This is a genomic window from Mesorhizobium mediterraneum (genome assembly GCF_002284565.1).
Lineage (GTDB): Bacteria > Pseudomonadota > Alphaproteobacteria > Rhizobiales > Rhizobiaceae > Mesorhizobium > Mesorhizobium mediterraneum.
In genome coordinates, this window is the sequence record NZ_NPKI01000015.1 from 860782 (window position 1) to 886538 (window position 25757).

At 63.4% G+C, this 25757-nt stretch carries 23 protein-coding genes and 2 pseudogenes; 12 read left to right on the plus strand and 13 right to left on the minus strand.

Going from position 1 to position 25757, the window contains the following annotated elements; all coding sequences use genetic code 11:
- Window position 1: 1 nt before the first annotated feature.
- The 4 genes from arsH (at window position 2) to arsK (ending at window position 3895) form a co-directional block, all read left to right on the plus strand.
- Window positions 2-703: an arsenical resistance protein ArsH gene (arsH, locus tag CIT25_RS13695; protein WP_425351743.1), complete on the plus strand. Its 702-nt coding sequence runs from the start codon at window positions 2-4 to the stop codon at window positions 701-703.
- Between the two features lie 149 nt (window positions 704-852).
- A complete protein-coding gene (locus CIT25_RS13700) occupies window positions 853-1173 on the plus strand; it encodes an ArsR/SmtB family transcription factor (RefSeq protein ID WP_095485005.1) in 321 nt (106 codons plus the stop codon).
- 50 nt (window positions 1174-1223) lie between these two features.
- Window positions 1224-2663 (plus strand): NAD(P)-binding domain-containing protein, encoded by a 1440-nt coding sequence (locus tag CIT25_RS13705; RefSeq protein ID WP_095485006.1) that lies wholly within the window; start codon window positions 1224-1226, stop codon window positions 2661-2663.
- Entirely contained in the window at window positions 2660-3895 is a 1236-nt protein-coding gene (gene arsK / locus CIT25_RS13710; RefSeq protein WP_095485007.1) for an arsenite efflux MFS transporter ArsK, read from the plus strand. The genes CIT25_RS13705 and arsK overlap by 4 nt, the downstream gene beginning before the upstream one ends.
- Before the next feature lie 2 nt (window positions 3896-3897).
- Here arsK and CIT25_RS13715 read toward each other — a convergent pair whose 3' ends face one another.
- From CIT25_RS13715 to choX, 3 genes are read right to left on the minus strand one after another with little or no spacing between them, the layout of a single operon-like run.
- Complete coding sequence (locus tag CIT25_RS13715) at window positions 3898-5340, minus strand: amidase (protein ID WP_095485008.1); 1443 nt, start codon at window positions 5338-5340, stop codon at window positions 3898-3900.
- Window positions 5337-6164 carry an alpha/beta fold hydrolase gene (locus CIT25_RS13720; RefSeq protein ID WP_095485009.1) on the minus strand — a complete coding sequence of 276 codons (828 nt, stop codon included), beginning with the start codon at window positions 6162-6164 and terminating at the stop codon, window positions 5337-5339. Before CIT25_RS13720 ends, CIT25_RS13715 begins: the two co-directional genes overlap by 4 nt.
- Window positions 6165-6172: 8 nt before the next feature.
- Window positions 6173-7087, minus strand: coding sequence for a choline ABC transporter substrate-binding protein (choX, locus tag CIT25_RS13725; protein WP_425351744.1), 915 nt, complete (start codon window positions 7085-7087; stop codon window positions 6173-6175).
- A gap of 130 nt (window positions 7088-7217) precedes the next feature.
- On the opposite strand from choX, the gene betI reads away from it, so the two are divergent.
- The 3 genes from betI to ampH all read left to right on the plus strand — a co-directional run bounded on the left by betI (window position 7218) and on the right by ampH (window position 10915).
- Complete coding sequence (betI, locus tag CIT25_RS13730; RefSeq protein WP_095485011.1) at window positions 7218-7838, plus strand: choline-binding transcriptional repressor BetI; 621 nt, start codon at window positions 7218-7220, stop codon at window positions 7836-7838.
- 138 nt (window positions 7839-7976) lie between these two features.
- Window positions 7977-9476, plus strand: coding sequence for a helicase HerA domain-containing protein (locus CIT25_RS13735; protein ID WP_095485012.1), 1500 nt, complete (start codon window positions 7977-7979; stop codon window positions 9474-9476).
- A 215-nt stretch (window positions 9477-9691) separates the two neighbouring features.
- A complete protein-coding gene (gene ampH, locus CIT25_RS13740; protein WP_245329838.1) occupies window positions 9692-10915 on the plus strand; it encodes a D-alanyl-D-alanine-carboxypeptidase/endopeptidase AmpH in 1224 nt (407 codons plus the stop codon).
- Between the two features lie 13 nt (window positions 10916-10928).
- Here the strand turns inward: ampH and CIT25_RS13745 are convergent, their stop codons facing one another.
- Window positions 10929-12389, minus strand: coding sequence for an LVIVD repeat-containing protein (locus CIT25_RS13745; protein ID WP_206072940.1), 1461 nt, complete (start codon window positions 12387-12389; stop codon window positions 10929-10931).
- A gap of 102 nt (window positions 12390-12491) precedes the next feature.
- On the opposite strand from CIT25_RS13745, the gene CIT25_RS13750 reads away from it, so the two are divergent.
- Window positions 12492-13409 (plus strand): LysR family transcriptional regulator, encoded by a 918-nt coding sequence (locus CIT25_RS13750; protein ID WP_095485014.1) that lies wholly within the window; start codon window positions 12492-12494, stop codon window positions 13407-13409.
- A 94-nt stretch (window positions 13410-13503) separates the two neighbouring features.
- On the opposite strand, the pseudogene CIT25_RS13755 reads toward CIT25_RS13750, so the two are convergent.
- Window positions 13504-13931, minus strand: a pseudogene (locus CIT25_RS13755) (LysR substrate-binding domain-containing protein); the annotation flags it as partial.
- Here CIT25_RS13755 and CIT25_RS37475 point away from each other — a divergent pair.
- Both CIT25_RS37475 and CIT25_RS13765 read left to right on the plus strand, forming a co-directional pair.
- A pseudogene (locus CIT25_RS37475) lies at window positions 13927-14125 on the plus strand (ATP-binding protein); the annotation flags it as partial. The pseudogenes CIT25_RS13755 and CIT25_RS37475 overlap by 5 nt on opposite strands.
- A gap of 314 nt (window positions 14126-14439) precedes the next feature.
- Window positions 14440-14874, plus strand: a complete 435-nt coding sequence (locus CIT25_RS13765) for an FKBP-type peptidyl-prolyl cis-trans isomerase (protein WP_095485135.1) — start codon at window positions 14440-14442, stop codon at window positions 14872-14874.
- A gap of 125 nt (window positions 14875-14999) precedes the next feature.
- On the opposite strand, the gene CIT25_RS13770 is transcribed toward CIT25_RS13765, so the two are convergent.
- Complete coding sequence (locus CIT25_RS13770; RefSeq protein WP_095485015.1) at window positions 15000-15806, minus strand: AraC family transcriptional regulator; 807 nt, start codon at window positions 15804-15806, stop codon at window positions 15000-15002.
- Window positions 15807-15902: 96 nt separating this feature from the next.
- Here CIT25_RS13770 and CIT25_RS13775 point away from each other — a divergent pair, with 96 nt between their 5' ends.
- Both CIT25_RS13775 and CIT25_RS13780 read left to right on the plus strand, forming a co-directional pair.
- Complete coding sequence (locus CIT25_RS13775; protein WP_095485016.1) at window positions 15903-16274, plus strand: DUF1127 domain-containing protein; 372 nt, start codon at window positions 15903-15905, stop codon at window positions 16272-16274.
- A gap of 43 nt (window positions 16275-16317) precedes the next feature.
- A complete protein-coding gene (locus tag CIT25_RS13780; RefSeq protein WP_095485017.1) occupies window positions 16318-17052 on the plus strand; it encodes a class I SAM-dependent DNA methyltransferase in 735 nt (244 codons plus the stop codon).
- Between the two features lie 264 nt (window positions 17053-17316).
- Here CIT25_RS13780 and CIT25_RS13785 read toward each other — a convergent pair whose 3' ends face one another.
- The 7 genes from CIT25_RS13785 to CIT25_RS13820 all read right to left on the minus strand — a co-directional run bounded on the left by CIT25_RS13785 (window position 17317) and on the right by CIT25_RS13820 (window position 25704).
- A complete protein-coding gene (locus CIT25_RS13785; RefSeq protein ID WP_095485018.1) occupies window positions 17317-18297 on the minus strand; it encodes an ABC transporter permease in 981 nt (326 codons plus the stop codon).
- A 262-nt stretch (window positions 18298-18559) separates the two neighbouring features.
- Window positions 18560-19528, minus strand: a complete 969-nt coding sequence (locus CIT25_RS13795) for an ABC transporter permease (protein ID WP_095485019.1) — start codon at window positions 19526-19528, stop codon at window positions 18560-18562.
- A complete protein-coding gene (locus CIT25_RS13800) occupies window positions 19525-21063 on the minus strand; it encodes a sugar ABC transporter ATP-binding protein (protein WP_095485020.1) in 1539 nt (512 codons plus the stop codon). The genes CIT25_RS13795 and CIT25_RS13800 overlap by 4 nt, the downstream gene beginning before the upstream one ends.
- A gap of 270 nt (window positions 21064-21333) precedes the next feature.
- The gene (locus CIT25_RS13805) at window positions 21334-22368 is read right to left on the minus strand and encodes an ABC transporter substrate-binding protein (RefSeq protein WP_095485021.1); all 1035 of its coding nucleotides are present in this window, start codon (window positions 22366-22368) and stop codon (window positions 21334-21336) included.
- A gap of 84 nt (window positions 22369-22452) precedes the next feature.
- Entirely contained in the window at window positions 22453-23367 is a 915-nt protein-coding gene (locus tag CIT25_RS13810; RefSeq protein ID WP_095485022.1) for a sugar phosphate isomerase/epimerase family protein, read from the minus strand.
- Window positions 23368-23386: 19 nt separating this feature from the next.
- Window positions 23387-24946: a mannitol dehydrogenase family protein gene (locus tag CIT25_RS13815; protein WP_095485023.1), complete on the minus strand. Its 1560-nt coding sequence runs from the start codon at window positions 24944-24946 to the stop codon at window positions 23387-23389.
- The gene (locus CIT25_RS13820; RefSeq protein ID WP_095485024.1) at window positions 24922-25704 is read right to left on the minus strand and encodes an SDR family oxidoreductase; all 783 of its coding nucleotides are present in this window, start codon (window positions 25702-25704) and stop codon (window positions 24922-24924) included. Before CIT25_RS13820 ends, CIT25_RS13815 begins: the two co-directional genes overlap by 25 nt.
- Window positions 25705-25757 lie beyond the last annotated feature (53 nt).

The window sequence follows — 25757 nt, forward strand, 5'->3', positions numbered from 1 at the left end:
CTTGCCGAACGTGGACGAAGACCAGTTCCGGCCGATCGACCTGCAGGCGCTGCTCGACGTGCCGCGGTCGATCCACAAGCCTCGCGTGCTGATGCTCTACGGCTCGCTGCGCGAGCGGTCCTACTCCCGGCTGGCGACGGAGGAAGCCGCTCGCATCTTGCGTCGCCTGGGCGCCGAGGTGCGCATCTACAATCCCGCTGGCCTGCCGCTGCCGGATTCGACGTCGGCCGACCACGCCAAAGTCCAGGAGCTGCGAAACCTGTCGGTCTGGTCGGAAGCGCAGGTCTGGTGCTCGCCCGAGCGGCATGGCTCGATGACGGGAGTCATGAAGGCGCAGATCGATTGGCTGCCGCTCTCGGCTGGCGGCGTCAGGACGACGCAAGGCCGCACGCTCGCGGTGATGCAGGTTTCCGGCGGCTCGCAGAGCTTCAACGCCGTCAACCAGCTTCGTATCCTCGGCCGCTGGATGCGGATGGTCACCATCCCCAACCAGTCGTCGGTGGCCAAGGCTTTCAATGAGTTCGACGAGGCTGGCCGCATGAAGCCGTCACCGTACTATAACCGGATCGTCGATGTGATGGAGGAGCTGATGAAGTTCACGCTGCTCCTGCGTAATCGATCCGCCTATCTCACGGACCGTTATTCCGAGCGCGTCGAAAGCGCTGAAGAGGTTGCCAAACGGGTCAGTCAGCGGTCGATCTGAGGTGATTGCCGCTCTTCGGCGTCGTAGCCGGATGCAGGATTATCCTGATCGGTCTCACAAGCGATCGGGGTTGGATACCGGTATACGACTAATTCGAGAATTTTCGAAATAGGGTTGACGCCACGTATTTCCGGCGCTACCTTATTTCCATGAAACTCGAACAAGCAGCAAAACAGCTCGAGGCGCTCGGCAATCCAACGCGGCTCAACCTCTATCGCACGCTGGTGAGGGCAGGCGAAACCGGACGACCCGTCGGTTATCTGCAGGAAACCCTCGGCATCGCTGCGTCAACCCTGTCGCACCATCTGCACCGGCTTATCCTGACCGGCCTGGTTACCCAGGAGCGCCAGGCAACGACCTTGATCTGCCGTGCCAATTACCCCGTCATGAACGATCTGCTCGGCTTTCTTGCCGACGAATGTTGTGCCGACGCTGCATGCGGTCCGGCGGTCGGCGAGGCGGCTGCGTAACTCTTTTTTGGCCAATATTTCTATAGTCCTAGAAGCATAGAAGGTGCGTCATGGCTCCCAATAGTAATCTCCCGGTCGCCATCATCGGCGGCGGACCTGTCGGTCTGGCCGCAGCGGCCCAACTTGTCAGCCGCGGCCTTCCGGTCAGGGTTTACGAGGCGGGTTCCGCGGTCGGCTCGAACCTTCTGGATTGGGGCCATGTGCGGGTTTTCACGCCGTGGCGCTATTGTGTCGATGCGGTCGCCCGAAAACTTCTCGAGAGCCACGGCTGGCAAATGCCGGAGCCGGAGGCATTCCCTACAGCCGATGAGATCGTCGGCCAGTATCTCGCGCCGCTCGCAAAGCTCCCCGAACTGGCGCCGTCGATCGAGACCAATGCCCGCGTTGTCGGCATTTCCCGGTGGGGCGCCGACAAGGTGTTGAGCAAGGCGCGCGAGACGCGGCCGTTCATGCTTCTGGTCGAAACGGCGCAAGGCACGCGCCGGGACAGCGCTCGTGCCGTCATCGACGCGTCCGGCACATGGCAAACGCCGAATCCGCTCGGTGCCGGCGGCTTGCCGGCCGAAGGTGAGAGGGAATTCGGAGATCGCATCGCCTACGGCATCCCGGATGTTCTCGGCCGCGACCGTCATCTCTATGCAGGCCGCACGACATTGGTGGTGGGCGCCGGCCATTCCGCCGCCAACGCCTTGCTGGAATTGGACAGGCTTGCGCAAACCGAGCCGGGCACGTCGGCACTATGGGTGACGCGCAGCACCGACCTTGTCCGTATCAATGGCGGCGGCGATGCCGACGCCCTGCCGGCGCGGGGCGAGCTTGGTTCGGATGTCCGGCATCTCGCCGAGAGCGGACGCGTGCGGCTGGTGACGGGCTTTGCCACGGTTGCCATTCGCGAGATCGACGGCCGGCTGGTTGTCGAAGGCAAGACAAAGGATGGATCGCGCACGCTCGGACCCGTCGACAGGGTCATCGCCGCGACCGGTCAGCGCCCCGACCTTGCACTGACCCGGGAGCTCCGGCTGGACCTCGACCCGTGGCTCGAAGGCGTCAAGGCGCTGGGGCCGCTCATCGACCCCAATGAACACTCCTGCGGTGATGTCCCGCCGCACGGTCATCGCGAGCTCAGCCACCCCGAGCCCGATTTCTACACGGTCGGCGTCAAAAGCTATGGCCGGGCGCCGACGTTCCTGCTGCTGACCGGCTACGAGCAGGTCCGCTCGGTCGCCGCGGCGATCGCCGGCGACATGGAAGCGGCCGATGCCGTGCAGCTGGTGTTGCCCGAGACCGGCGTTTGCACGGTGCCGGTATCGCTTTCAAGCACGTCGTCCCACGGTTGCTGCGGCGGACCAGCGCCGGCTGCTGTCGATGCCTGCTGTGTCGACGACGCCAAGGCAAAGGCGAGCGGCAAGTCTGGCTGCGGCTGCGGCAGCACGCAAGCGATCGCAGCAGTGCGCAGCGGCGATCTCGAGATTGCGGATGCCGCTCAATGAGCGACCGGAAGATCCCGGCTGCGGCACTCTGGGCGTTGGGGCTGACGCAGATCATCGGCTACGGCACGCTCTATTACAGCTTTAGCATCCTGGTGCCGTCGATCGCGCTCGAGTTCGCCTGGCCGGAACAATGGGTTTTCGGCGCCTTGTCGGCGTCGCTGCTGGTGGGTGGCCTGTTTGCCCCGACAGCCGGGCGCTGGGCCGATCGTTTCGGCGCCGGCCGGGTGATGACCTTTGGCTCGGCAGCCGCGGCGGCAGCGCTTGTCGCTTGCGCGCTAGCACCCGGTCGGGTGACCTTCGTTTTGGCGTTGATGGCCATGGAACTGGCGTCCGCGTTCGTGCTCTACAGCGCCGCTTTCGTGGCGATCGTCCAGGTCGGCGGAGCCAGGGCGCAGCGAAGCATCACCCATCTGACGCTGATCGCCGGCTTCGCCTCCACGCTGTTCTGGCCGCTGACGGCGGCACTGCACGAATACCTGACCTGGCGCGAGGTCTACCTGGTCTTTGCCGGCATCAATGTCGCCATCTGCCTGCCGATCCATGCCTGGCTGGCGCGGCTGTCGCATCGGACAGATGAAAGTGCTTCACCGATACCTGCGGCCATCGGGCCGGCAGGCGGTGCGATTGCCCCGCGCGACCGCAGCAGAGTGTTTCTGCTCATGCTTGGCGGCTTCGCGATCGAGGGCTTCGTGCTGTCCTCGATCCTCGTTCACATGGTCCCGCTGACGACGGCGCTCGGGCTTGGCTCCGCCGGGCTTGTCGTCACCACGCTTTTCGGGCCGTCCCAGGTGGCGAGCCGGCTGATCAACATGCTGTTCGGCGGCCGGCTGGCGCAGACCTGGCTCGCGGTCATCGGCGCGACCTTGCTGCCGCTCGGCCTTGTCGTGCTGCTGGCGACGACACCATCGGTGGCCGGAGCCATCGCCTTCGTCATCCTGTTTGGATTGGGCTCGGGCCTCGCCAGCATCGTCGGCGGCACGCTGCCCCTGGAACTGTTCGGGCGGGAGCGCTACGGCGCCCGGCTCGGCTGGGTGACTGCCGCGCGTCAGTTCTCGTCAGCGCTTGCACCCTTTGCCCTTGCCATGGCGATGGCGGGCATGGGCGTCCAGCCGTCGCTCTGGTTGACCGCGGCGGTCGGCATGCTCGGCATACTGGCTTTCTCGGCAATCATCCTGATCAGAAGGCAGCCTCTTGGGGCTGCGATCCCTCTTGTGAACGCCAATAGCCGCTGATCCTAACAGTCCGCCGCCCAGATCGGCGGATGCCGCGTCGGCCATTGCGTTACCTGCTCCAGCTCATGGGCAATGCGAAGCAGCCGGTGATCCTCGTTCTGGCGGGCAACGAGCTGGATTCCGATTGGCACGCCGCTGTTGGACTGAAAGAGCGGAAGACTGGCGGCGGGCTGTCCGGTGACGTTGAAGATTTCAGTGAAGGGCGCGAATCCGTAGGCCCTGTTTGCCCATTCCTCATAGTCGAAATGCGCGCCGTTGCCGTTGATCTCCCCTAGGCGGGGCGGCAATTCGGCCGTGGTCGGCGTCATGATCAGATCGAACCGATCGAATTTCCTCGCCATGGCGAAGGATGCCCGATGGGCGCAACTCTGCGCGTTGATGAAGTCGGCCGCCGAGGCTTGTTCGAAGCGCTCCAGCGCGTGGCGGCTCAGTCGCTCGATTTCATCGTTTCCCGGCATGCGGCCGATTTCCTCGGCTCGTTCCCGGATGGTCAGGCCGATCTCCGACATCCAAAGGAGGCTCCAGCCGTCGCCGCAATCGACCTCGGGTGGAAACGATGCTTCCTCCACCTCGTGCCCCAGCTCCTCGAGCAGCGCCATGGCTTCCAGAAAACGGGCCTTGATTTCGGGCGTGACATCAGTGCCATCGGCTCGCCGTCCCAAGCAGGCGATGCGCAGGCGTTCGCTCGGCGTGCGCAGCCAGTCGAAATAGGAGGGCACGGATCTGGACACGCGGTAAGGCGCCCCCAGTTCCGGGCCGGCGGTCATATCCAGCATGGCGGCGCTGTCGCGGACCGTGTGCGAAAGCACGTTCTCGGCATGGAGTCCGGCTCCGATCTCGCCGCGATAAGGGCCGAGAGGATTAAGGGCGCGGGAAGGTTTTAGGCCGAACAAGCCGCAGCAGGCCGCCGGCACGCGGATCGATCCGCCGATATCGGAGCCATGCGCTACCGGCACCATGCCGCTTGCGACGGCGGCAGCAGCCCCACCACTCGACCCGCCAGCCGTGATTGTCAGATTCCAGGGATTGAGTGTCGGCCCGCGGAAGGCCGGCTCGGTCACGAAGTCGTTGGCATATTCCGGCGTGTTCGTTTTTCCGACGAAGACCAGGCCGGCCGTCCGCCATCGCCGGACGATCTCGCTATCGGGCTTGGGCGCGGCATCCCTGAAATAGGCAGAGGAATGCGTTGTCGGCCACTCCGCCGTGTGGATGCCGGTATCCTTTATGAGGAAAGGAACGCCGGCTAAACGTGAGTTCTGGTCCAGGCTCCTTGCGCTGGAGCGAGCGCCTTCGGCATCGACCAGTGTCACTGCGTTGAGGACAGGATTGATCTTTGCGATCGCCTCGATTGCCGCCTCAACGACCTCGGCAGCGGACAGGTCGCCGGAGCGAACATGTTCGGACAGCGCAACGGCATCGAGCGCCGCATATTCCGGCAGCTTCATGGCTGGCTCATGCGCCTCGGCTCTCTGTGTGCCGGAAAATGTGCAGAGATCAACTGGGCGATCAGCGCCGGATCCTCCCAGTGCGGGTTGTGGCCGCAATCGGCGGCTTCGACGACTGCGGCTGTGGGAAAGGCTTCCACCAGCCGCTTCCGATGCATGCTGTCGAACAGGGGATCGCGCCCGCCGTTTACGATCAGCGTATCGACTTTGACGCTTCGCGCAGCCGCCGTGAGATCGGTGCGGCGCACCTGCTCCAGTATGACGCGCCAGCGTGGCGCGGGCATGGTCGACGCCTCTGCCGCCGCCATTGCGAGGAAATCCCGTGGCACATCCGCCTCGCAGGCATGCCAATAGGCATAGAACGGGTCCGTCGGCGATATCGGGTCGCGCAGCGATTGCACCCCGACGACCATCGGATGCGCATCGGGGATTTCGGGCTGCAGCGTGCCGGCGAGCAGCACCAGCCCGCCGGCCAAAGCCGGATGCCGTGAGACCGTTTTGATGGCAATCATGCTGCCCAGCGAATGTCCAACCAGAACCGGCTGCACGAGCTGCAGCCTGGCAATGAGCGCGGCAAGGTCGTCGGCGAAATCGGCCGGCCCGAGGCGGCTCGTCCCGGCCTGCGAGGCGCCGTGCCCGCGCAGGTCCGGGATGATAAGGCGGCGGCCTTCCAGATAAGGGACGAGCAGGGAAAAACTGCGGCTCGTGTCGGTAAAGCCGTGGATGAGGACAAGCGGCGGCTCGGCGCCGCCGATCTCGATATAGGCCATGGCGGTCCCGCCGATAGCGACACTTCGCTTGCGGCCGGCCCATCCGTCCTGCATTACTGAGTTCACAGGCCGAGCTTTGCCTTCACGGCATCGAGTGCCGGCTTGCCGTCGAAGGTGGTAACGCCTTGCAGCCAGGCGTCGAGCCTTGCCTCATTTTCCGAAATTGCCTTCTGGGCGGCATCGAGCGGCGCCATGCCGTCATTGATCAGGTAGCCCATGCCGGTATTCTCGAATTCGATGTCGAAGCTGAGGTTCTTCAAGAGCTGCGCTGCGTTCCGACAGGCTTCCAGATAGCCCTTGCGCACCTGGGTGCTGACGGTCGCCGCGCCAAAATTGGGCCCGTAGAATTTGTCGCCGCCGGTCAGATATTTGAAGTCGTACATCGTGTTCATCGGATGCGGCGCCCACCCCTGAAAGACGACAAAATTCTTTTCCTTTATCCGATATCCGACCTCCGACAACATGCCGGCTTCGCTCGACTCGACGACTTCCCATCCGTTCAGACCCAGGCTCGGATCGGCGATGGCGTCCATCATCAACTGGTTCGATCCAGGTTCGATGCCGTACATCTTGTTTCCGAATTTGTCGGCGAACTTCTTGAGGTCGGCCACGTCCTTGACGCCTGCTTCCCAGACATAGGTTGGAACGGCAAATGTGTATTTGGCGCCTTCGAGATTGATGAGCACAGTCTCGACCGAGCCATCCTGCTTGTACGGGCCAAAATTGGCGACCATGGCCGGGTCCCAATAGCCGAGGAAGACGTCGAGATCATTGTTCTTCAGAGCGGCATAGATGACGTCTATGCCAAGCAGGGTGCTCTGCGGCTTGTAGCCGAGGGCGTCGAACAGGACGGAGGCGACACCGGTGGTGAAGGCGAGATCGTTCCAGCCAGGCTCGGCCATGCGGACGGCTCTGCATTGTTCCGGTTCCGCGGCCTGGCTCACCTGCGGCGCAAGCGCCAGAACACACAAGGGCATGCTGAGAAAAAAGGTGCGAAGCATTCTGATATCTCCCGTTGTTGACCATTTGGTCTGATTATTGTCCCACTGGTCAATTGTTGATCTCGGTGGACTAGAATGTCAATATGCATTTGCATTGGGACCGATCATGAAACTCACCCGCCTCAGCGACATCCGCCGCAAGGAGCTGCGCCAGGCAGCATTCGCCGTGCTTCAGCGGGAAGGCATAGCCGGCGCGACGATCGAGAAGGTCGCGGCGCAGGCCGGCGCGTCGAAAGGCATTGTCCTGCATTATTTTAGGGATAAGCGAGAGCTGTTCGAACACGCGATGCGCGAGTCGAACCTGGTGCTGCGTGATGCGGTGGTGGCACGGCTGAAAGGCGCGCATACGCCTATGGAAAGGCTCGACGCCGTGATCGACGGCAATTTCGAGCCGCATTTCTTCCAGCCGTCGCTTTGTCATGCGTGGCTCTCGCTATGCGCGGAGGTGCCGCGCGATGAAAAATTGAAACGCATTCAGCGCGTGATCCACAGCCGTATGCGGTCGAATTTGCTGTCCGGCCTGCGTGGCCTTGTTGTCGAAGCTGACGCAAACGATATCGCTTTCGGCATCACCACGCTGATCGACGGGCTATGGCTGCGGCTTGGCCTGCAACCCGGCAGCGTTTCGCGCGACTATGCACTGCGCCAAGTCAAGGACTATGTCGCCGCGCGACTGGCAAGCGCTGAATTGCCGCCGGCCACGCGGCCTGCATCGGTTGGCGCCTAGAAGGCCAGCTAGCCGGCGCCTGATGGTTGCGCTCCATCCGCATTCGTCCAGCTTGTGCGCAACAGCGAGCGGTCGGCCATGCGCGCTCGACGGGCCGCGATGCGGTTGATAAGCCCTCTCCCCAAGGAGAGTCGACACATGACCGTTGCGATCGAGATGGGCCACACGACCGCAGGCGCCCCGGCGGCGCTGGATCTTGAGGAGCTGCTGGCGACCCGCCTTTTGGTGCAGGGCAATTCGGGCTCCGGCAAATCGCATCTGCTGCGCCGGCTGCTGGAGCAGAGCGCGCCCTGGGTGCAGCAGACCATCATCGACCCCGAAGGCGACTTCGTGTCGCTGGGCGACCGTTTCGGTCATCTGGTGATCGATGCCGAGGAGCATACCGAGCGCGGCCTGCAGAGCGCCGGCGAGCGCGCGCGCATCCACCGCGTCTCCACGGTGCTCAATCTCGAGGGGCTCGACGCCGAGAACCAGATGCGGCGCGCCGCCGCCTTTCTCGGCGGGCTTTTCGAGGTCGCCCGCGACCACTGGTACCCGATGCTGGTGGTGGTGGACGAGGCGCAGCTGTTCGCACCGGCCGTGGCGGGCGAGGTGTCGGACGAGGCGCGCAAACTCTCGCTCGGCGCCATGACCAATCTGATGTGCCGTGGCCGCAAACGCGGGCTTGCCGGCATCATCGCCACCCAGCGGCTGGCCAAGCTCGCCAAGAACGTCGCCGCCGAGGCTTCCAATTTTCTCATGGGCCGGACTTTTCTCGACATCGACATGGCGCGCGCCGCCGACCTTCTCGGCATGGAGCGGCGCCAGGCCGAGGCTTTTCGCGACCTGGAGCGCGGGCAATTCATGGCGATGGGCCCGGCGCTGTCGCGCCGTCCGCTGGGCTTGCGCATCGGCCCAACCGACACAAGCCCGCGCAATGGCACCCCGCGCCTGATGCCGCTGCCGGAATCGGCGTTGGAGGATGCCCGCGCCATCATCCTGGCAGCGCCGCCGCCGGAAACTGTCCGGCCGCAGCGCCGGTCGTCGCCGGACCTGCTCGATCAGCTGATGGCGGCAAAGTCGGCGGCGCTGGAAATCCGCCCCGAACCGGTGGAGCCGCCAATCAGCGCCGAGGATTTGGCGGAGCGGCGGGAGCGCGTGGACCGTGTCCTGCGCGCCGTGCTGGCGCAACCCGATGCGGGCTTCCGTGTCATCGGCGTGCTTTACCAGGAGTTCGTGGTCCGCTGCCGGATCGAGGGTCTCGCCTCGGTCGTGCCTGATCTGCCCGAGTTCCGCCGCATGCTGACGCGCGCCCGCGCCGGCCTCGGCTCCGACATGGCCGGCGATGACGCGTGGCAGGATGTCTCGGTGCGCGCCTCGCTGCTGCCCGAGGATATGCAAGGTGTGTTCATGATGATCGCCCGCGCCGCGAAGGAGGGCTGGCCCTGCCCGAGCGACGCGGCGATCGCCCGCGCCTATGGCTCCCACTCGCTGCGCCGCGCCCGGCGTCTCTTGACCTACATAGAGGAGCAGGGGCTGATCGTGTGCCAGCTTGATGGGGTTGGCCGGCGGACGGTGACGCTGGTGGAATTGGCCTGGGCGACGGCACCGGGGGATCCCGGTGCCGCGGAGGTGGAGCAGGGGAGTTTGGCGGTCTGAGGGGGTGGTCTAGCGTGCAAGGGGAATGCCACGCGTCAAGGCGATGTATGACCAAGCGGTAGGTACAGCGGCGAGTCTTTTAGAGATCAGCCCCGATCAACTGACGAAGTACAAGAAATACGGCAGGACTGTAGCGCAAATATCTGCCGAAACTACGCTGCCGCCGCCGATTACCCCTTCGGTTCATTCTGTTGACATCTCCTGCTTCTGGAGAGATGGTAAGAATACTACGCGGCGGCCCTTTTTCCGAAGATTTTATTCTGCAGCTTTATCAAAGGATTTCGGCAATGCGTTTGTCTCGATCGCGCCGACTTATGGCCGTCGCTTTGACGGCAATCGCAGCCGTTCCCTCTTATGGACATGCCGAGGACAGACTGCTGACAGAAGCGGTGCAGTTCAACGGCACGATCCTGTATCTCTCCACCGAGGTGCCTGGCCTGATCTTCGGCGCCGTGCGCAACGGCGAGACGGCCTTGGCCGGTTTCGGCAAGATTGCCGACGGGAGTGAAAAAGTGCCGGACGGCGACACAATGTTCCGCATCGCGTCCGTGAGCAAAGTGTTCTGCGGCAGCGTGCTTTCCTCGCTGGCGATCGACGGCAAGGTACAGCTCACCGACCGGCTGCAGGATCGCCTTGGCTGGGACGTCACGCTCCCTGAGAAGGATGGCCGCGCCCTCCGCCTGATCGATCTCGTCGCGCAAGCTTCCGGCCTTCCGCGGGAGGTGCCAGTGGCCGAGGCGCCCCCCTCCGACCCCTTCTCGACGAACACCAAAGAGGCGCAGATTGCCGCCCTCAAGGACAATCCGCTGCTATTCGCGCCGGGCACCGCCGTTCTCTATTCGAACTTCGGATACGACCTCCTCGGGGCGGCGCTCGCGAATGTCTCTGGAAAGCCCTATGCCGAGGTCCTGCGGGAGCGTGTCCTCGATCCACTCGGCATGAAAGACACGGTTTTCAACCCAAGACCGGCGGACGAGCCGCGCCTGATGCAGGGCCATAACTTCGGCGGCAGCCCCCTGCCCATCGTGCCGACGAGCACAGCCATGGAGTGCGCCGGTGGATTGTACTCGACCGCGGACGATCTGCTGCGCTGGATGAACTGGCATGTGGACAACAAGCCTTCCGCGGCCAACGCCGAGTTGCGGCTTTTGAACCACGCGGCTTTTTTGTACCGGGACGGGCTCGCGTCGGTGGTGGGGCTGGATGACGGCGGCCCGATGGACGCCATGGGTCTCGGATGGGTCATCATGCTCCCCAACGAGCATCGCCCGCTCATCCTCCAGAAGAGCGGCGGCCTGCAAGGGATGTTTCTCTATGTTGCGATTGCACCGACACGCGGCGTCGGCGCTTTCTTCGTCATGAACGAATTCAATGCCGCCGGCTTCATGGCTGGGGTCAAGACGACGAACGATCTCGTCGCAGAGATCGCTCCACGCTGATTTTCGCGCTGCTTCATGGCGCGGCCCCCTCCGGCTTTGGGCCGGTATAGCGGAGTATCCAGAGACCCTGGTTCTTGTCGCTGATGTAGATGAAGCCGCGACGGTCCACGACGACATCCTCGGTCTGCAGCACCAGCTTGTCCTCAGGCATTGGTCCGTAGCGCCGGGTGGGTTCCGGTGGAATGAAATAGCCGACCTCACGCGGGAGCCGTGTGTTCGAGACATCGTAAATTCTGAGCCCGGCGTTGAAATGCGCGATGTAGAACAAATCGCCCTGTTTCTCGACATCGGGATGATGTTGGTGGTGGTTGATGTTGTGCGGCCCGCGCCAGCCGCCGCGTGTGGTGAAGTCCGAATAGGGAGCGCCTTCGGGCGGCACGGGCTCCGGCAACAGCGACAGCAAGAACGGTTCGGCAGGATCGGAAATATCGACGATCGACGCGTGATGCATAGGGCCGCGTCCATAAGTGACGTTCTCCGAATTGGCGAATGCGATGCCCCGTTCGGGTATCGGCAGCACGCCGTGCACACCGAAACGGGAATGGAAGGGCGGACTGAAGCTCAGGCTGCTGATCTGCTTCGGCTGCGAGACGTCACTGATGTCGAGCACGATGATCCCAGCCGCACCGTGAGGCAGATACACAAGATCGCCGACGACGTAGGGCGGGCCATGCAGCGAGACGTCCTCGCCCGTGCTGGCGCAGAAGGCGCCGCACATGCATTGCGGCCGCAGTCGTAGCCGGTAGCGGTCCGACGCCTCCTGGGATGCTGCTACGGCTTCGGCCGAGGGGAAGCTCTCCCCGCCGGCCTCGTGCTGGCCCGGCACCCACCAGCGTCCGGCTTCGCGTGGATTGGAGCGGTCCGAGATATCGAGAATGACGTAGATGTTACCCTTGTAACCGGGCATGCCGGCGGCAAGATGAACATAACGCCCGCCGGGATAGAGGTTGCGGTGCGTGCCGTTGCCTCCGGTCCGGTAATGTCCGAGTTGTTTCGGATTGACGGGATCAGCGATGTCCCAGATCAGGACCCCTTCGCCAAAAGGCGCGTCGGGGTCACCGCCGAAATTCGCGAAAGGTTTTTCGAGGGCCGTCACCATCGTGTCGCCGGACAAATCGATCTGCAGCGTCCAGGTGTTCGTGCCCGGATAGGGCACGAACTTGACGACCTCAGGCTTCGCCGGATTGGTCACGTCGACGATGCTCCAGCCAGAGTGCCAGAAGTGTCCGGTATAAAGATACCAGCGCTCGCCGACCTGCCGGATCGCCATCTTGAAGGCAGGGCGATGATCGAGATCGGTATAGCCGATTGCTTCGACATGATGGGCGAAGGCGCCAGGGGGCGCCGGCGAGGCAGCAGGAACTGGCTGTGCAAGCGCCTCATAGACAAGACCGGACTGAGATGCGGTGGCAATCGCCGCACCAACAAGTGGAGCTTTCAACATCTGGCGGCGAGAAATCTCGGCATTCCTCAAGAGCATATCTCCCAGATTTGTGACTGCCTAAGCTTTGCGATTTTCAATATTTCTGTCCAATATTGATTGGAGAGCGATTAATTCGATTTTGGAAATTGAGAGATGGATCACAAGCTGATGCAGTCCTTCGTGGCTGTCGCCGAAGAGTTGCATTTCGGGCGCGCCGCAGCGCGCCTCCATATCTCCCAACCCCCTCTCACCAAGCAGATCCAGCACCTGGAACAGGTGATAGGCGTGCGCCTGCTGGAGCGCACCAAACGCAAGGTCGAACTGACCGAGGCCGGCCGGGTGTTTCTCGAAGAAGCGAGAGCAGTCCTTCATCAGACCGGGCAAGCCGTCGAGCTTGCCCGCAAAGCCGGTCGTGGCGAAACCGGCCATCTGTCAGTCGGATTTATCGATGCCGCCATCTATAGTGTGGTGCCAGCTGTCGTTCAGCGATTCACCGAATGTTATCCCGAGGTCGCGTTGAGCCTGACCGATCTGCGCATTCCCAATCAAATAAAACTGATAGCCGAACGGCAGCTCGACATTGGCTTTGTCCACCCTCCCGTCGTTCACAACGCCCTTCAAGCCGAAAGCATATTGGTCGAACCGCTGATCGTGGCCTTGCCGGAAACACATTGGTTAGCCTCAGAGACCGAGATCGCGCTGGCTGACTTGGCTCAGGAAGCACTGATTCAGTTCCCGCGCAGCATCAATCCGTCCCTCTATGACGAGATTGTCGGGCTGTGCCGTTCATCCGGCTTCAGCCCGAGGATCGTGCGGGAAGCAACGCCCAAGCAAACGATCATCGGACTTGTATCCGTTGGGCTTGGCGTCTCGCTGCTGCCTGCCTGTCTCGAGAATCTGCAGCGATCCGGCGTCGTCTATCGACCTATTCGGGGCCGAAACCTGTCGATCGATACGTCAGTCATCTATCGGCGCGAACAGCCTTCGCCTGTGCTAAAGGCATTCCTCGACATCGTGCGCGAGACGACAGGCATAGTTCCAGAACATTTTGCTAAGCAGGCCGGCATGTGACGTGGGGCTCATCCATGACGCTGGCAAAGCGCTTCTCAGCTTCCGTCGTTTTTTGTTGCAGAGGACTCTCTACGTCCGAAAGCGAGTTCGGTCATCACCTGCCAATATAGGCGGCTAGTTCGTCCGGCGTTCCATTTGGGAAGGCTTGTTTTAGAAAGTCCAAGCACGCCGACACCCGCGCGCTGAGCAGCCGCCGAGATGGGTAGAGCGTCCAGAGAGCGATCTCGGGGCCGTCGATATCCCCCAATTTACCAGTGTGCCGTCAGCCAAGCCGTGGCTCACCAACGAAATGGGAAGACGTCTTGCACCGACGCCAGCTCGCACCGCATCCCGGACCATGATGAGCGTTGACAAAGCGAGGACCGGCTCGATTCTAATTGTTGACCGGCCACCGGGTGTCTTCACGTGCCATGTTTGCCGATCGCCTGCGCCGCGTCCAACGGCAGGAGCGGCGCGTCCACCGGTCGTGCGAGGAAAATTCGGGCTCGCCACGACGACCAGGCGGTCGCGGAGAAACGCCCGCGCCTATGGCTCGCGCTCGCTGCGCCGCGCCCGGCGCCTGCTGACCTATATCGAGGAACAGGGCCCCCATCATCTGCCAGCTTGACGGGGTTGGCCGGCGGACGGTGACGCTGGTGGAACTGGCCTGGGCGACGGCACCGGGCGATCCGAATGCCGAGGAGGCGGAGCAGGGGCGTTTGGCTGTTGAAGGTTGATGCGGTTGGGCGAGAGCTGACGTGGCTCAACATCAGCAAAACGCCAAAAGCCGCCGGGGTGGGGGGCCGATCAGAGTCTTCGCAATCTCTGTCGCCATGACATGCTCGAAAAATGCGCGCCCTTGGCGAACAGATCCCAGCCTGTCTCCGCGACCTGTCTTTAACGCAGGTGGCTCAATCGGCATTGTGGGTTTACATCGGCAGCCAAGCCCCTAGTTTTAGAGTTTCGCGCCGCGCACCTTAGTGCGTGGATGATCGAAAACGGGACCGTGAACTCTGGCCGGTCCCTCAAAAACTCCCGAAGGATGACTGCCATGACACAGGCCAAGAATGGCGACACCGTGCGCATCAATTATACTGGACGTCTGGCCGACGGCACTCAATTCGATTCTTCCGGCAGCGAACCGCTGCAATTCAAGCTCGGTGAAGGGCAAGTGATCCCCGGCCTTGAGACCCATGTCGAGGGCATGGAGGTCGGCGCGAGAAGCACCGTCACCGTTCCCGCCGACGCCGCCTATGGCCCCCACCGCCCGGAAGCGGTCATGACCGTCGACCGCGCCAGGGTGCCGGACAACATCAACGTCGATATCGGTACTCGATTGCAGGCCAAAACGTCCGAAGGGCGCCCCATGCAGGTGACGGTCGTCGGCGTCGACGACGCCAGCGTCAAGCTCGACGGCAATCATCCGCTAGCCGGAAAGGATCTGGTGTTCGACGTTGAACTGGTCGAGATCGTTCAGGCGGCGTAGGTATCCATGCGGCCAAGGCCGTGGTGGCTATGATTTCGGGTGACGGACTTCCGCCGGAGGTTTCGGCGGTTTGTGCCACCTGCCGCCCTGCTTTCCGCACTTAGCCGCGCCGGGCATCCGGTGAATCACAGCTCCAGAGGCGTGTCTTGGAAGTATTTTCCGGGAGAGGCACCGAAGGCCGCCCGAAAAACCGCGATGAAGGCGCTGGGGCCTGAGTAGCCGAGTGCAAAAGCGATGTCGCCGACGCTTCGGCCACCGGCGAGCCACTCCACCGATTTCAGCAGTTTCGCCTGCTGTCGCCAGGCGCGGAAACTCATCCCTGTCTCAGATTGGAAGTGACGCTGGAAGCTACGTGGGGACATGGCCGCACGTGACGCAAGCTCATCGAGGGGCCAATCTGCGCCCGGCTCATTCCGCATGTCTGCGGCGATGTCCCGGAGGCGTTCGGATGCCGGCAACGGGAGAGACAGCGGTGCGACCGGACTCGTCTGGAGCTGGTCGAGAATGACTGCCACAAGTCGTTCGGCGGGGAGGCTGCCCGCGTCCGCGCGAGGTATTTCCAGAAACGCCAGGATTAGCTCGCGCAGGAGCCGCGTCGTACCGATCACGGAGACTTCCGGTGACAGGCTCGCCACCGCGTCGGGGCGGAAAAAGAGATAGCTGCGCTCCGTCTCCTGCAGGTAGGTCACCTCGTGGAGGACCCCGGACGGCACGAACACGGCGCGTTCGGGCGGGATGATGAAGTAACCCCGCTCGGTCTCCAGCCTTAGCGAACCCCGCACGATCTGGAAAAGCTGCGCCCGGTGGTGCGTATGAAAAGCGTAGGTCCGCCCGGCGGGCTCTGCTCCGCCCTGAGCGACAGCGGTATGCGGATAATCTCCGAACCCGTCTTCCGGCAAATGAACGTTGATCAGGTTGTCGCGGGCAATCATGGCGGCTCAGAGACATAATTTGTCAGACTGCCGATAACACGTCTGACGGCAATTCACTAGGGTTGGCATTAACTCAGCACAACTTGGACGAAAGTCATGACACTGGAATTCCAAATAGCCGAAATCCCGGATCGCCTTGCCCGCGGCCTTCTGACGAAGCTACCAGCTTTGAGGTTCGGAGCCTCCGTCGTTGTGGGCTGGTGGCAACGGAGCGAGACCGAACACGCACTACACCGACTATCGGATCGTGATCTGGCGGACATAGGTATTGCGCGTCGCGATATTCGCGAGTTTGCTTGGACTGGCACCGTCGCAGCCAGCGAGCGACGAAACAGATCACCGGCCGCTGCCATGGATGCGCTTGCCTGCGGGGAATCCCATGCCCCGAGCGGATGGATGGAAGCTGATCCCTTTCGCGACGGCTCACGAATTAATGCGATGCCCACGAAGCCGCGGTCAACGCGATAGCGCCGCCGGTCTTGAAACAAGCGTTACCAGAGAGGCAGACAGAATGCATGATGACGGGCTTTTCGACGAGAAGATCGCTGCGACCTACGATGATGATAAAGGCATCTCTGCGCCCGAGGTGATCGAGCCGGCCGTTGATCTCCTGGCCGAGCTCGCAGGAGGCGGGCGCGCCTTGGAATTCGCGATCGGAACCGGACGCATCGCACTTCCTCTCGCGCGGAAAGGGGTGCAGGTGGAGGGCATCGAGCTTTCGAGGCCGATGGTGTCTCGCCTTCGCGCTAAAGAAGGAGGCGCGGAGATCTCGGTAGCGATCGGCGATATGGTAACGACGAATGTCGCGAGACGGTTCTCACTCGTCTATCTGGTTTTCAATACGATAAACAACCTGACATCGCAGGACGCTCAGCTCGCCTGCTTCCGGAACGCAGCCGCGCATCTCGAACCTGGTGGACACTTCCTGATTGAGGTCGGTGTGCCACCGCTTCAGCGGCTGCCGGTCGGCGAGACGATCCTGGCGTTCGACCACGGCGAAACGCATTGGGGCGTCGACGAGTACGACGTGGTGAACCAGAATTTCTCGTCCCATCACATCTGGCTCCGTGACGGAAGCTATGAGCGATGCTCAGTACCGTTTCGCTATGCCTGGCCAGCTGAATTCGATCTTATGGCGCGACTGGCTGGTTTAAGGCTCAAAGAGCGTTGGGGCGGCTGGAAAAAGGAGCTGTTCACGCAGGTCAGCGATAAACATGTCTCCGTCTGGCAGAAGGTTGAAGGTTAGGACGCGTGGAGCGAAGCGTCATCACCCTCGTCCGCAACGCGCCGATGGGAAGCCGGCCGCTTTCAACGCCATGCCGCTGCTTCCGGTCACACGCAGCAGGCAACGAGAGCATCTCCTGCATCTTGGCTTTATCGTTGGCGTGTCCGCTTTCAGGATATGTTGAAGCCAGCCCAAACGACCGACATTAGGCGCAAAGCTGTCATGCACGGCTCCGTTTGCGAGAGTCTGCTTCGGTCAAAAGCAGCCCCGGCTCCAGCGGTTCCCCTACCGATCCTCAATAATCCGCAAATACGCCGCCGTCACAAACAGCACGATCAATCCAAACAATATCCGCCGCGCGCCCTCCGGCATCTGGAGAATAGTCAGCAGCGTCGTCAGCACGGTGAGGATCAGCGCCCCGATGATGGTGCCGGTGTAGCCGCCGCGGCCGCCGAAGATAGAGGTTCCGCCGATCACGGCGGCTGCCACCGAAGGCAGCACCAGCGGCTCGGCCAGCGACAGCGACGGCGCCTTTATCAGGCCGATATAGAGCAGCCCGGTGATGCCGGCGAGCACGCTCGAGATGACGTAGAGCGCTGTGATCACCTGCCAATAGCGGACGCCGGACAGGCGTGCCGCCCCTTCATTGTCGCCGACCGCGTAAAGCAGGCGGCCAAAGCCGGTGCGGTTCAAGGTGAAGACGATGAGGACGGCGATGGGCACGAACAGCAGCAGCGCGTTGGGCACGCCATAGGTCAGGCCAGTGCCCAGCCAGGCCAGGAAGGGCGGAATCTTGGCGCCCGAAGCGATGACGGTTCGCTGGTAGACCTGCAGGCAGCCGGTGCCGATCAGGCTGGTGCCGAGCGTCATGATCAGCGGGTGCACGCGAAAGACGCCGACGCCGATGCCGTTGACCAGGCCGATGAGCACCGCCGGCACCAAGGCGATGAGGATCGCCACCGCAGGGTCATGATTGACGACCTGCGTCGCCATGATGAAGGCGCTCATCGTCGCCACGGTTCCGACCGACAGGTCGATGCCGCCGGTCAGCATGGTCATGGTCTGGCAGCCGGCAAGAATTGCCAGCGGGATGGCGAACTTGACCGTGTTGGCGAGCCAGCGCTCGTTGACGATGCCGGGGCGCAGGACCTGCAGGATCACCACCAGCATGACCAGCAGGATGATCAGCGGGATCAGCGGCCGGTCGGCCATGAAACGCTTCAGGCGGCGGCCGAAGGGGACGGGTTGGATCGCTGATATGCTCATGAGATTGCTCGCGATTGGGGTGGCGCGATGCCGGGAGAGAATGGTGCTCTACGGCGCCCCCCTCTGTCCTGCCGGACATCTCCCCCTCTTGGGGGGAGATTGGCAGCTTCACACTCGGCGCCCTTCTTGCACCTTCGGAGATTGGCGAAAACCGTAGCGACGGCCAATCTCCCCCCAAGAGGGGGAGATGTCCGGCAGGACAGAGGGGGGCGCGAAGGATCGCTACGCTCATGCCGATCTGCCAGCGTCACGGCATTGCTCATCATTGCCGCCCCCTCATCGTAATAAATGCGCCGAACATCACCACGGCGACCATGATCGCGCCTTCGATGATTGCCGTGACGTTGGGATCGATGGCCAGAAGCGTCAGGTCGGTGCGCACCAGGCGCAGCACGAAGACCGCGACGATCGGGCCGAGCAGTCCGCCCTTGCCGCCGCCAAGTGCGACGCCGCCGAGCACCACCGCAGCCACGCTGGCAAGAAGATAAGGGCCGGGAATGGGGGCGCCGATGCCAGTGCTCATGGTCAGCGCCAGCCCGCCCATGGCGCCGAAAAGCCCCGACAGGGCGTAGGCGATGATCTTGGTGCGCGCGACGGGCACGCCGCTGCGAAATGCCGCCAGCTCGCTGCTGCCGATGGCGTAGATCGAGAGGCCGAGCTTCGAGCGCTTGAGCGGTATCCAGATGATGCAAAGGCAGACGACAAGCAGGACCAGCGCCTTCGGTATCCAGGCAGAGATCCCGGGCAGCCCCGGAATCGGGACGGTGCCGATGATGGTCGCCCTCAGCCATTCGGCCACCGCGCCGCCGGGCGCACCGAGGACGAGCAGGGCCGCGCCCTGCAGAACGAAGAGGGTGGCCAGCGTGACGACGATATCGGGCACGCGGGTGACGACGATCAGCATGCCGTTGACGGCGCCGAGCACCAGGCCCATGGCCAGCACGAACGGCACGACGAAAAGCGCGTATTCCTCGCTGGCGCCGTCCATCATCGAGGCGGCGGTGACGCTGGTCAGCGCCATCATGGCGCCGACGGAAAGATCGATGCCGCCGGCGATGACGACAATCGTCTGGGCGGCCACGGCAAAGGCGTAAGGCAGCACCGCGCGCACCAGCGAGCCGAAATCGCCGCTGCCATAGCCCGGCTGGATCAGCCTGGTGATCACCAACAGGACCACGAACAGGACGAGCAGGCCGGCGACCCAGCCCTGACGGCGGACGAGGCGGGTCAAGGTTTCGCCACCGGGCTTGAATGGATATCGGCAAGAATGCCGACATCCTCCTTGGCGCCGCGGGGCAAGCCGTAAGCGGCGCGCATCAGCGCCGGCTCGTCGGCGAGCTCGACGGGGAAGACATCGACGACGCGCCCCCCAAAGATGACGATGACGCGATCGCAGACACGCTGCACCTCCTCGAGCTCGGATGTATAGAACAGCACCGACTTGCCCTGGTCGGCGAGTTCGCGCAGCAGCTTGTAGATCTCCTGCTTGGTGCCGACATCGATGCCGCGCGTCGGGTCGAAGCAGAGGACGGTCTGTGCTTCTGCGGCGATCCAGCGGGCGATCGTCACCTTCTGCTGGTTGCCGCCGGACAGGCGCTGCACCTCGCGCTGGGCGCGCGTGTCGATCTGCAGACGCTCGATCGCACTGACGACCCTGGAGCCTTCCTGCCGCATGTTGATCGGCCCCCAATTGCGCAAGGCGGCGCTGAACGGGAGCGCGATGTTTTCGCGCACCGAGCGCTGCATGGTCAGAGCTTCGGTGCGGTCGCCGGGCACATAGGCGATGCCGGCGCGAATCGCATCCGCCGGATGCGCGAACCTGACCGGCTGCCCGTCCACCTCGATGGTGCCGCCGGACGGGCGGATGGAGCCGGCGAGGGCGGCGAAGAGCTCGTCCTGGCCTTGGCCCTCAAGCGCGACGACGCCCGCGACCTCGCCATTCGCCAGATCGAACGAGACGTCGTTGAGCTTGGTGCCGACACGAAGGTTCGCCACGCCGAGGCGCGGACGGCTATCCCCAGGCGAAGCGGCCTGGCTGGCCTGGCGCGACGTCACCCGCGTCTTTTCGATCCTGGCGCCGAGCATCATCTCGACGATGCGCTCCTCGACACCCGGCTCGATGTCGACGACGCCGACGGTCTCGCCGTCGCGAAGCACCGTGGCGCGGTCGCAAAGTGCCGATATCTCGACAAAACGGTGGGAAATGAAGATCACCGAACGACCGCTGTCGCCCTGGCGGCGAACGACTTCAAGCACCTTTTCGGCAAGGTTTGCCGGAAGTGCTGCGGTCATCTCGTCGAGCAGCAAAACGTCGGGCTCGACGGCAAGAGCGCGCGCCAGATCGAGCACGCGCAGTACGGCCAGCGGGATGTCGCGCGCGATGTCGCGTATGTCGAGGTCGGGAATGCCCAGCTCGCGCACCCAGGCGCGGAATGGCTCGACCGGCGTGCCGGTCAAGCGAAGGTTGGAGGCGACATCGAGATCCGGGATGAGCGATGGTTCCTGATAGACGGGAAGCAGGCCGGCGCGGCGCGCATCGGCGGGCGAGCGCACGTCGCGGGCTTCGCCGCGGATCAGGATATGCCCGGCATCGGCGCGGATGGCGCCGGTCAGGATTTTTACGAGCGTCGATTTGCCGGCGCCGTTGGCGCCCATCAGCGCGTGAACCTCACCCGGCAGCACCGACAGCGACGCATTGCGCAACGCCACCACGGCGCCGTAGGTCTTCACGACGCCGGTGGCGTCCAGGAGGGGATTGGTGGTCAAAATCGCGTTGCTCTCGTTCCAAGCTTTCCAAATGTTATGGAGCCATGATCGGTTGGCCGTCTACGGTTGACGATGCCGGCCGAAACAGCGACCCTCCCTTCTCCCCTTGTGGGAGAAGGTGGCCTCGCGAAGCGAGGTCGGATGAGGGGTGTTCCAGGGAACACCAACGCCTCATTCCTTCCAGCACCCCTCATCCGTCTCGGCGCTGCGCGCCGATCCACCTTCTCCCACAAGGGGAGAAGGCAGAAGCGCGGCTCGTCAAGCCTGCGATTACTCGCCCGGGCCCTTGCAGGCGATGATCTGGTCCTTGGTGTAGGTGGTCCAGTCCGGGATGGAGATCGAGACCGGCCATTCCGGGCTCAGCGACGGATCGGCCGCGCCCTTCAGCTTGGCCTTGCCCTCTTCGGTGGCGTTCTCCCATAGCTGCGGCTCGACCAGCACGGTCTGCTCCGCCGGCTTCTTGCCGTTCAGGATCTGGAGAGCCAGCGTCACGCCGGCGCCGCCGATCGAGCCGGGATTGGTCACCGCCGCCCCGACAAGGCCTTCGACCGAGTTCAACTGGCCGACGAAGCCGGCATTGTCGGCGCCGACCACTGGCACCAGCGGCGTCTGCGACTCGACCAGCGCATCGACGATCACATTGTCGATGCCCGAGGTCCAGATGCCGTTGAACGGCGATCCGGTGGCGATGAAGTCGAGGATTTGCTGCTTGCCCTGATCCTGCTGCCAGCCGGTGAAGACCTCGTGCACGACCTTCACATCGGGGAATTCGGCAAGCGCCTTCTTGAAGCCCTTGTCGCGGTCGCTGTCGGCCGAGGCGCCGGCGGCGCCGCGCATGTAGACGACGTCGCCCTTGCCGCCCATCTGCTGGAACAGCCATTTGGCGCCGAGATAGGCGTATTGTTCCTGGTTGTTGGAGATGATGTAGGCCGACGGCTCGGTGACCGCCTGGTCGACGGCGACGACGACGATGCCGGCCTTGGTGGCTTCCTCCAGGGCTGACTTGATGCCGGCTGGATCGGCCGGGTTGACGACGATGGCGTTGACCTTGGCGCTGATCAGGTTGCGGATGTCCTCGAGCTGACCGGCAGCGTCGGTGTTGCGGTGGGCGATGTTCAGCTTGGTCACCTCGCCGGAGGCGAGCGCCTGGGCCTTCATCGCGCAGATCATCTCCTCGCGCCAGCCATTGCCCTGCACGGTGTTGGAAATGCCGATCGTGTATTTGGCTTCAGCGGACGAGACGCCCACCGAAGCCATGAAGGCCGCGCCGGCAAGCAGCGGGACTATGGTCAAAAGTTTTTTCATTTCAGTCTTCCTCCACAATGTTTTCAGTTTCAGGGCCTGATCCTGTCGACCTGAGACAGGATCAAAGCCAAGCTGTTTGCGCCGTCACTTCACGAAGGGGCGCAGCACGTCGCGGGCGAGTAGAAAACCCCGCTTGACGTTGTCGTCGCTCCCCTCAAACCGCCGGTCCTCGTGCTCGATGATAACAGGCCCGTCATACCCTGCGCGATAGAGACCGGAGAAGATCACATTCCAGTCGACATCGCCGAGCCCCGGCATGCGCGGCACCTGCCAGCCTATGCCGGCCGAGAGGATGCCGCGCTCGTAAAGTCCATCAGGATCGATCATCAGGTCCTTGGCATGGACATGCAGCATGTACGGACCGAATTCTCTGATGAAACGGGCCTGGTCGATCATCTGCCAGACCAGATGCGACGGGTCGAAGTTCATGCCGACATCGCCGCCCCAGGCTTCAAGGATGCGGCGCCAGATATAGGGCGAATAGGCGATGTTGTGCCCGCCCGGCCACTCGTCATAGCTGAAGATCATCGGGCAGTTTTCAAAGGCGAGCTTCACGCTATGGTCTCGCGCATGGGCTGTTATGGCGGGCCAGACCTTGAGCGCCTCTTGCCAGTTGGCGTCGATGGTTTTCGAAGCGTCGCCGCCGCAGAAGGTGTTGACGACAGGCACGCCCATATGGCTCGCCAGCACGATCACCTTCTTCAGATGGTCGATGATCGCCGCGCGATGCGCCGCATCAGGGTGCAGCGGATTGGGGTAATAGCCGAGGCCCGACACAGTCAGGTTCTTCTCCGCCAACGAGGCGACGATTTCCTTGGCCTGCGAGGCCGATGTCGAGGCGGCATCGATATGGCTGGTGCCGGCATAGCGCCGGGCGCCGCCGGAGGATTTCGGCCAGCAGGCGATCTCCAGCGCCTCGAAGCCGGCAGAACTTGCCCAGTCGGAAACCTCGCCAAGCGAGGTGTCCGCAAACGGTGCGGTGAGCAGTCCGAGCTTCATATTGCCTCCCTTCCCCTTACTATGCCGATTGTGCGGGCCGCTTCAACCGGGCAACCTCGGGTTGTTCCAAACTTCGCCTGACGACTGCCATCGGGTTGTCTGAGAGCAGGCCGTCGAGGGCTGATGTGATAGCCCTGCGGAAATCGCCATTTGCGGCAAGCTCCGGATCGAAGATCGTGTCGATGGCGAGGATCGCGGCTGCCAAAGCCCTCGTGTCGGCGCCGACCGCGTCGGCAATGCCGGCGATTCTGTCGGCATAAGGATCGGACACCGGCCGGTGCCTGCCGAACCGTGCCGAGGAGCGGATCAGATAGGCCATCCAGCCTGCGACCGGGACCGACAAGAGCGCGATGCTTTCGCCGCGCCGCAACCGGTCGCGGATCGGGTTGAGAAGCCGCTGCACGATCTTTTGCGAGCCGTCGGTGGCGATCTGGTGGTTGCGATGGCGGATCGCTGTATTGCGCAGACGAGCGAGGCTTTGCTCGACATAGGCTTCCGGCGAGACGCCGGGCATCGGCATCAAGGTCGGCAGCGTCTCGTCGATCAGCATGCGCCGGACGAAGGCGGCGAGCAGCGGGTCGGCGATGGCATCCGACGTGTGCTCCAGGCCCGCCAGCACTCCGAGATAGGCAAGCGTGGTCTGGGCGCCGTTGAGCACCCGCATCTTGAGGTGCTCGAAGGGGGTGACGTCGCCGACGAACGTCGCGCCAACCCGGTCCCATCGCGGCACGCGGCCGGCGAATTTCTGCTCGATCACCCATTGCCGGAACGGCTCGCCGACGACGACGGCGGCATCGCGGTAGCCGAAATGCTGCTCCACGGTCTCGATATCGGCCTCAGAGGTCGCTGGCGCGATGCGGTCGACCATGGCCGAGGGAAAGGCGACGTTGGCCGCGATCCAGTCCGACAGGCCATTGCCGCGCCGGCTGGCCAAAGCCTGCACGACGTTCTCCAGGATGATGCCGTTGGTCGGGATGTTGTCGCAGGAGAGCAGCGTCACCGGACGGCTGTGCGAGGCCATGCGCAATTCAAGCGCCCGCGCGAGAATGCCCGGCACGCTTCGCGGTTCCAGTGGATTGGCGAGATCGTGGACGACGTCCGGGTGGGTCACATCCAGCGCGCCGCTGGACGGGATATGGCAATAGCCTTTCTCCGTCACAGTCATCGTGACCATCTCGATGCCGGCGGAAGCCAGCACGTCGATCGCGGGTGCCGCACTCTCCTGGCTGTCGACAACCCTGACGATGCTGCCGATGATTCGCGCCTCGACTTGGCTGTCTTCGCGGATCAGGCGCGTGTAGAGGCCGCCCTGCCAGCCCAGCGTTTCCGACAAGTATGGTGCGCGGATGTTGATGCCGACCACGCCCCAGCGATCGAAACGGCGCGAAAGAAGATCGTCGGTGTACTCCGCCTGGTGGCAGCGGTGGAAGGCGCCGACACCGATATGAGCCATCCCCGGGACAAGTGCGGCCCGATCATAGGATGGTTTTCGGACGGAGGAAGAAAGCCGGCTAATGAGTTCTGGGCCGAGCGTTTCGGGGGGCGTTGAAGTGCTCACCGGTTCGCCCCGACGACCCATTGCTCCTGGTCGATCAGGGCGCCGGTCATCGGCCCGGAGGCGTCGGAGAGCAGGAACACGGCGAGGTTCGCCACTTCGCCGGCCGCCAGCAGCCTCCCGAAAGGCTGCGACGCATTGGCGGCGTCGAGCCAGCCTGGGCCGTGGCCCAGCGTCTCGGCCTGCATGATGCGTTCGGCCGGCGTGTCGGTCCAGCCGACATTGATGCCGTTGACGCGGATGCGGTCGAAGCGGTGCGCATTGGCGGCATTGCGGGTCAGCGTGGCGAGCGCGCCCTTGGTGGCGGAATAGACGGCCAGTTCGGGCGAGCCGCAATGCGCGTTGATCGACAGGATGTTGACGATCGCGCCGCCTTGACCTTGCTTGCGCATCTGCGTGATGGCCGCCTGCATCAGGAAGAAGGGCGCCCGCGCGTTGACGGCGAACAGCGCCGCCCAGTCGTCGAGGCCGGCATCGAGAAACGAGGCGCGGTTGGTCAGGCCGGCGGCGTTGACCAGCGCGTCGATGCGCCCGAAACGGGAAATGCAAGCCTTCACCAGTTGCGCCGGCGCCTCGGGGTCCACCAGATCGGCTGCGACGAAAGCGGTCGGCGTGCCTATCTCTGAAAGCGCTGCGGCGACTTCGGCGCCACGCACCGGCTCGCGGCCCGTGACCAGCAGGCCGCCGGCACCAGCGCGCGCCAGCGCCTCGGCGATCGCCCGGCCGATGCCTTGCGTCGCGCCGGTGACCAGCACCACCTTGTCGTCTAGCCGAAGCTCCATTCCTCCTCCCGGAATAAAGTTTCCATTTTTCTAGATATGGAACCTCAATTCCC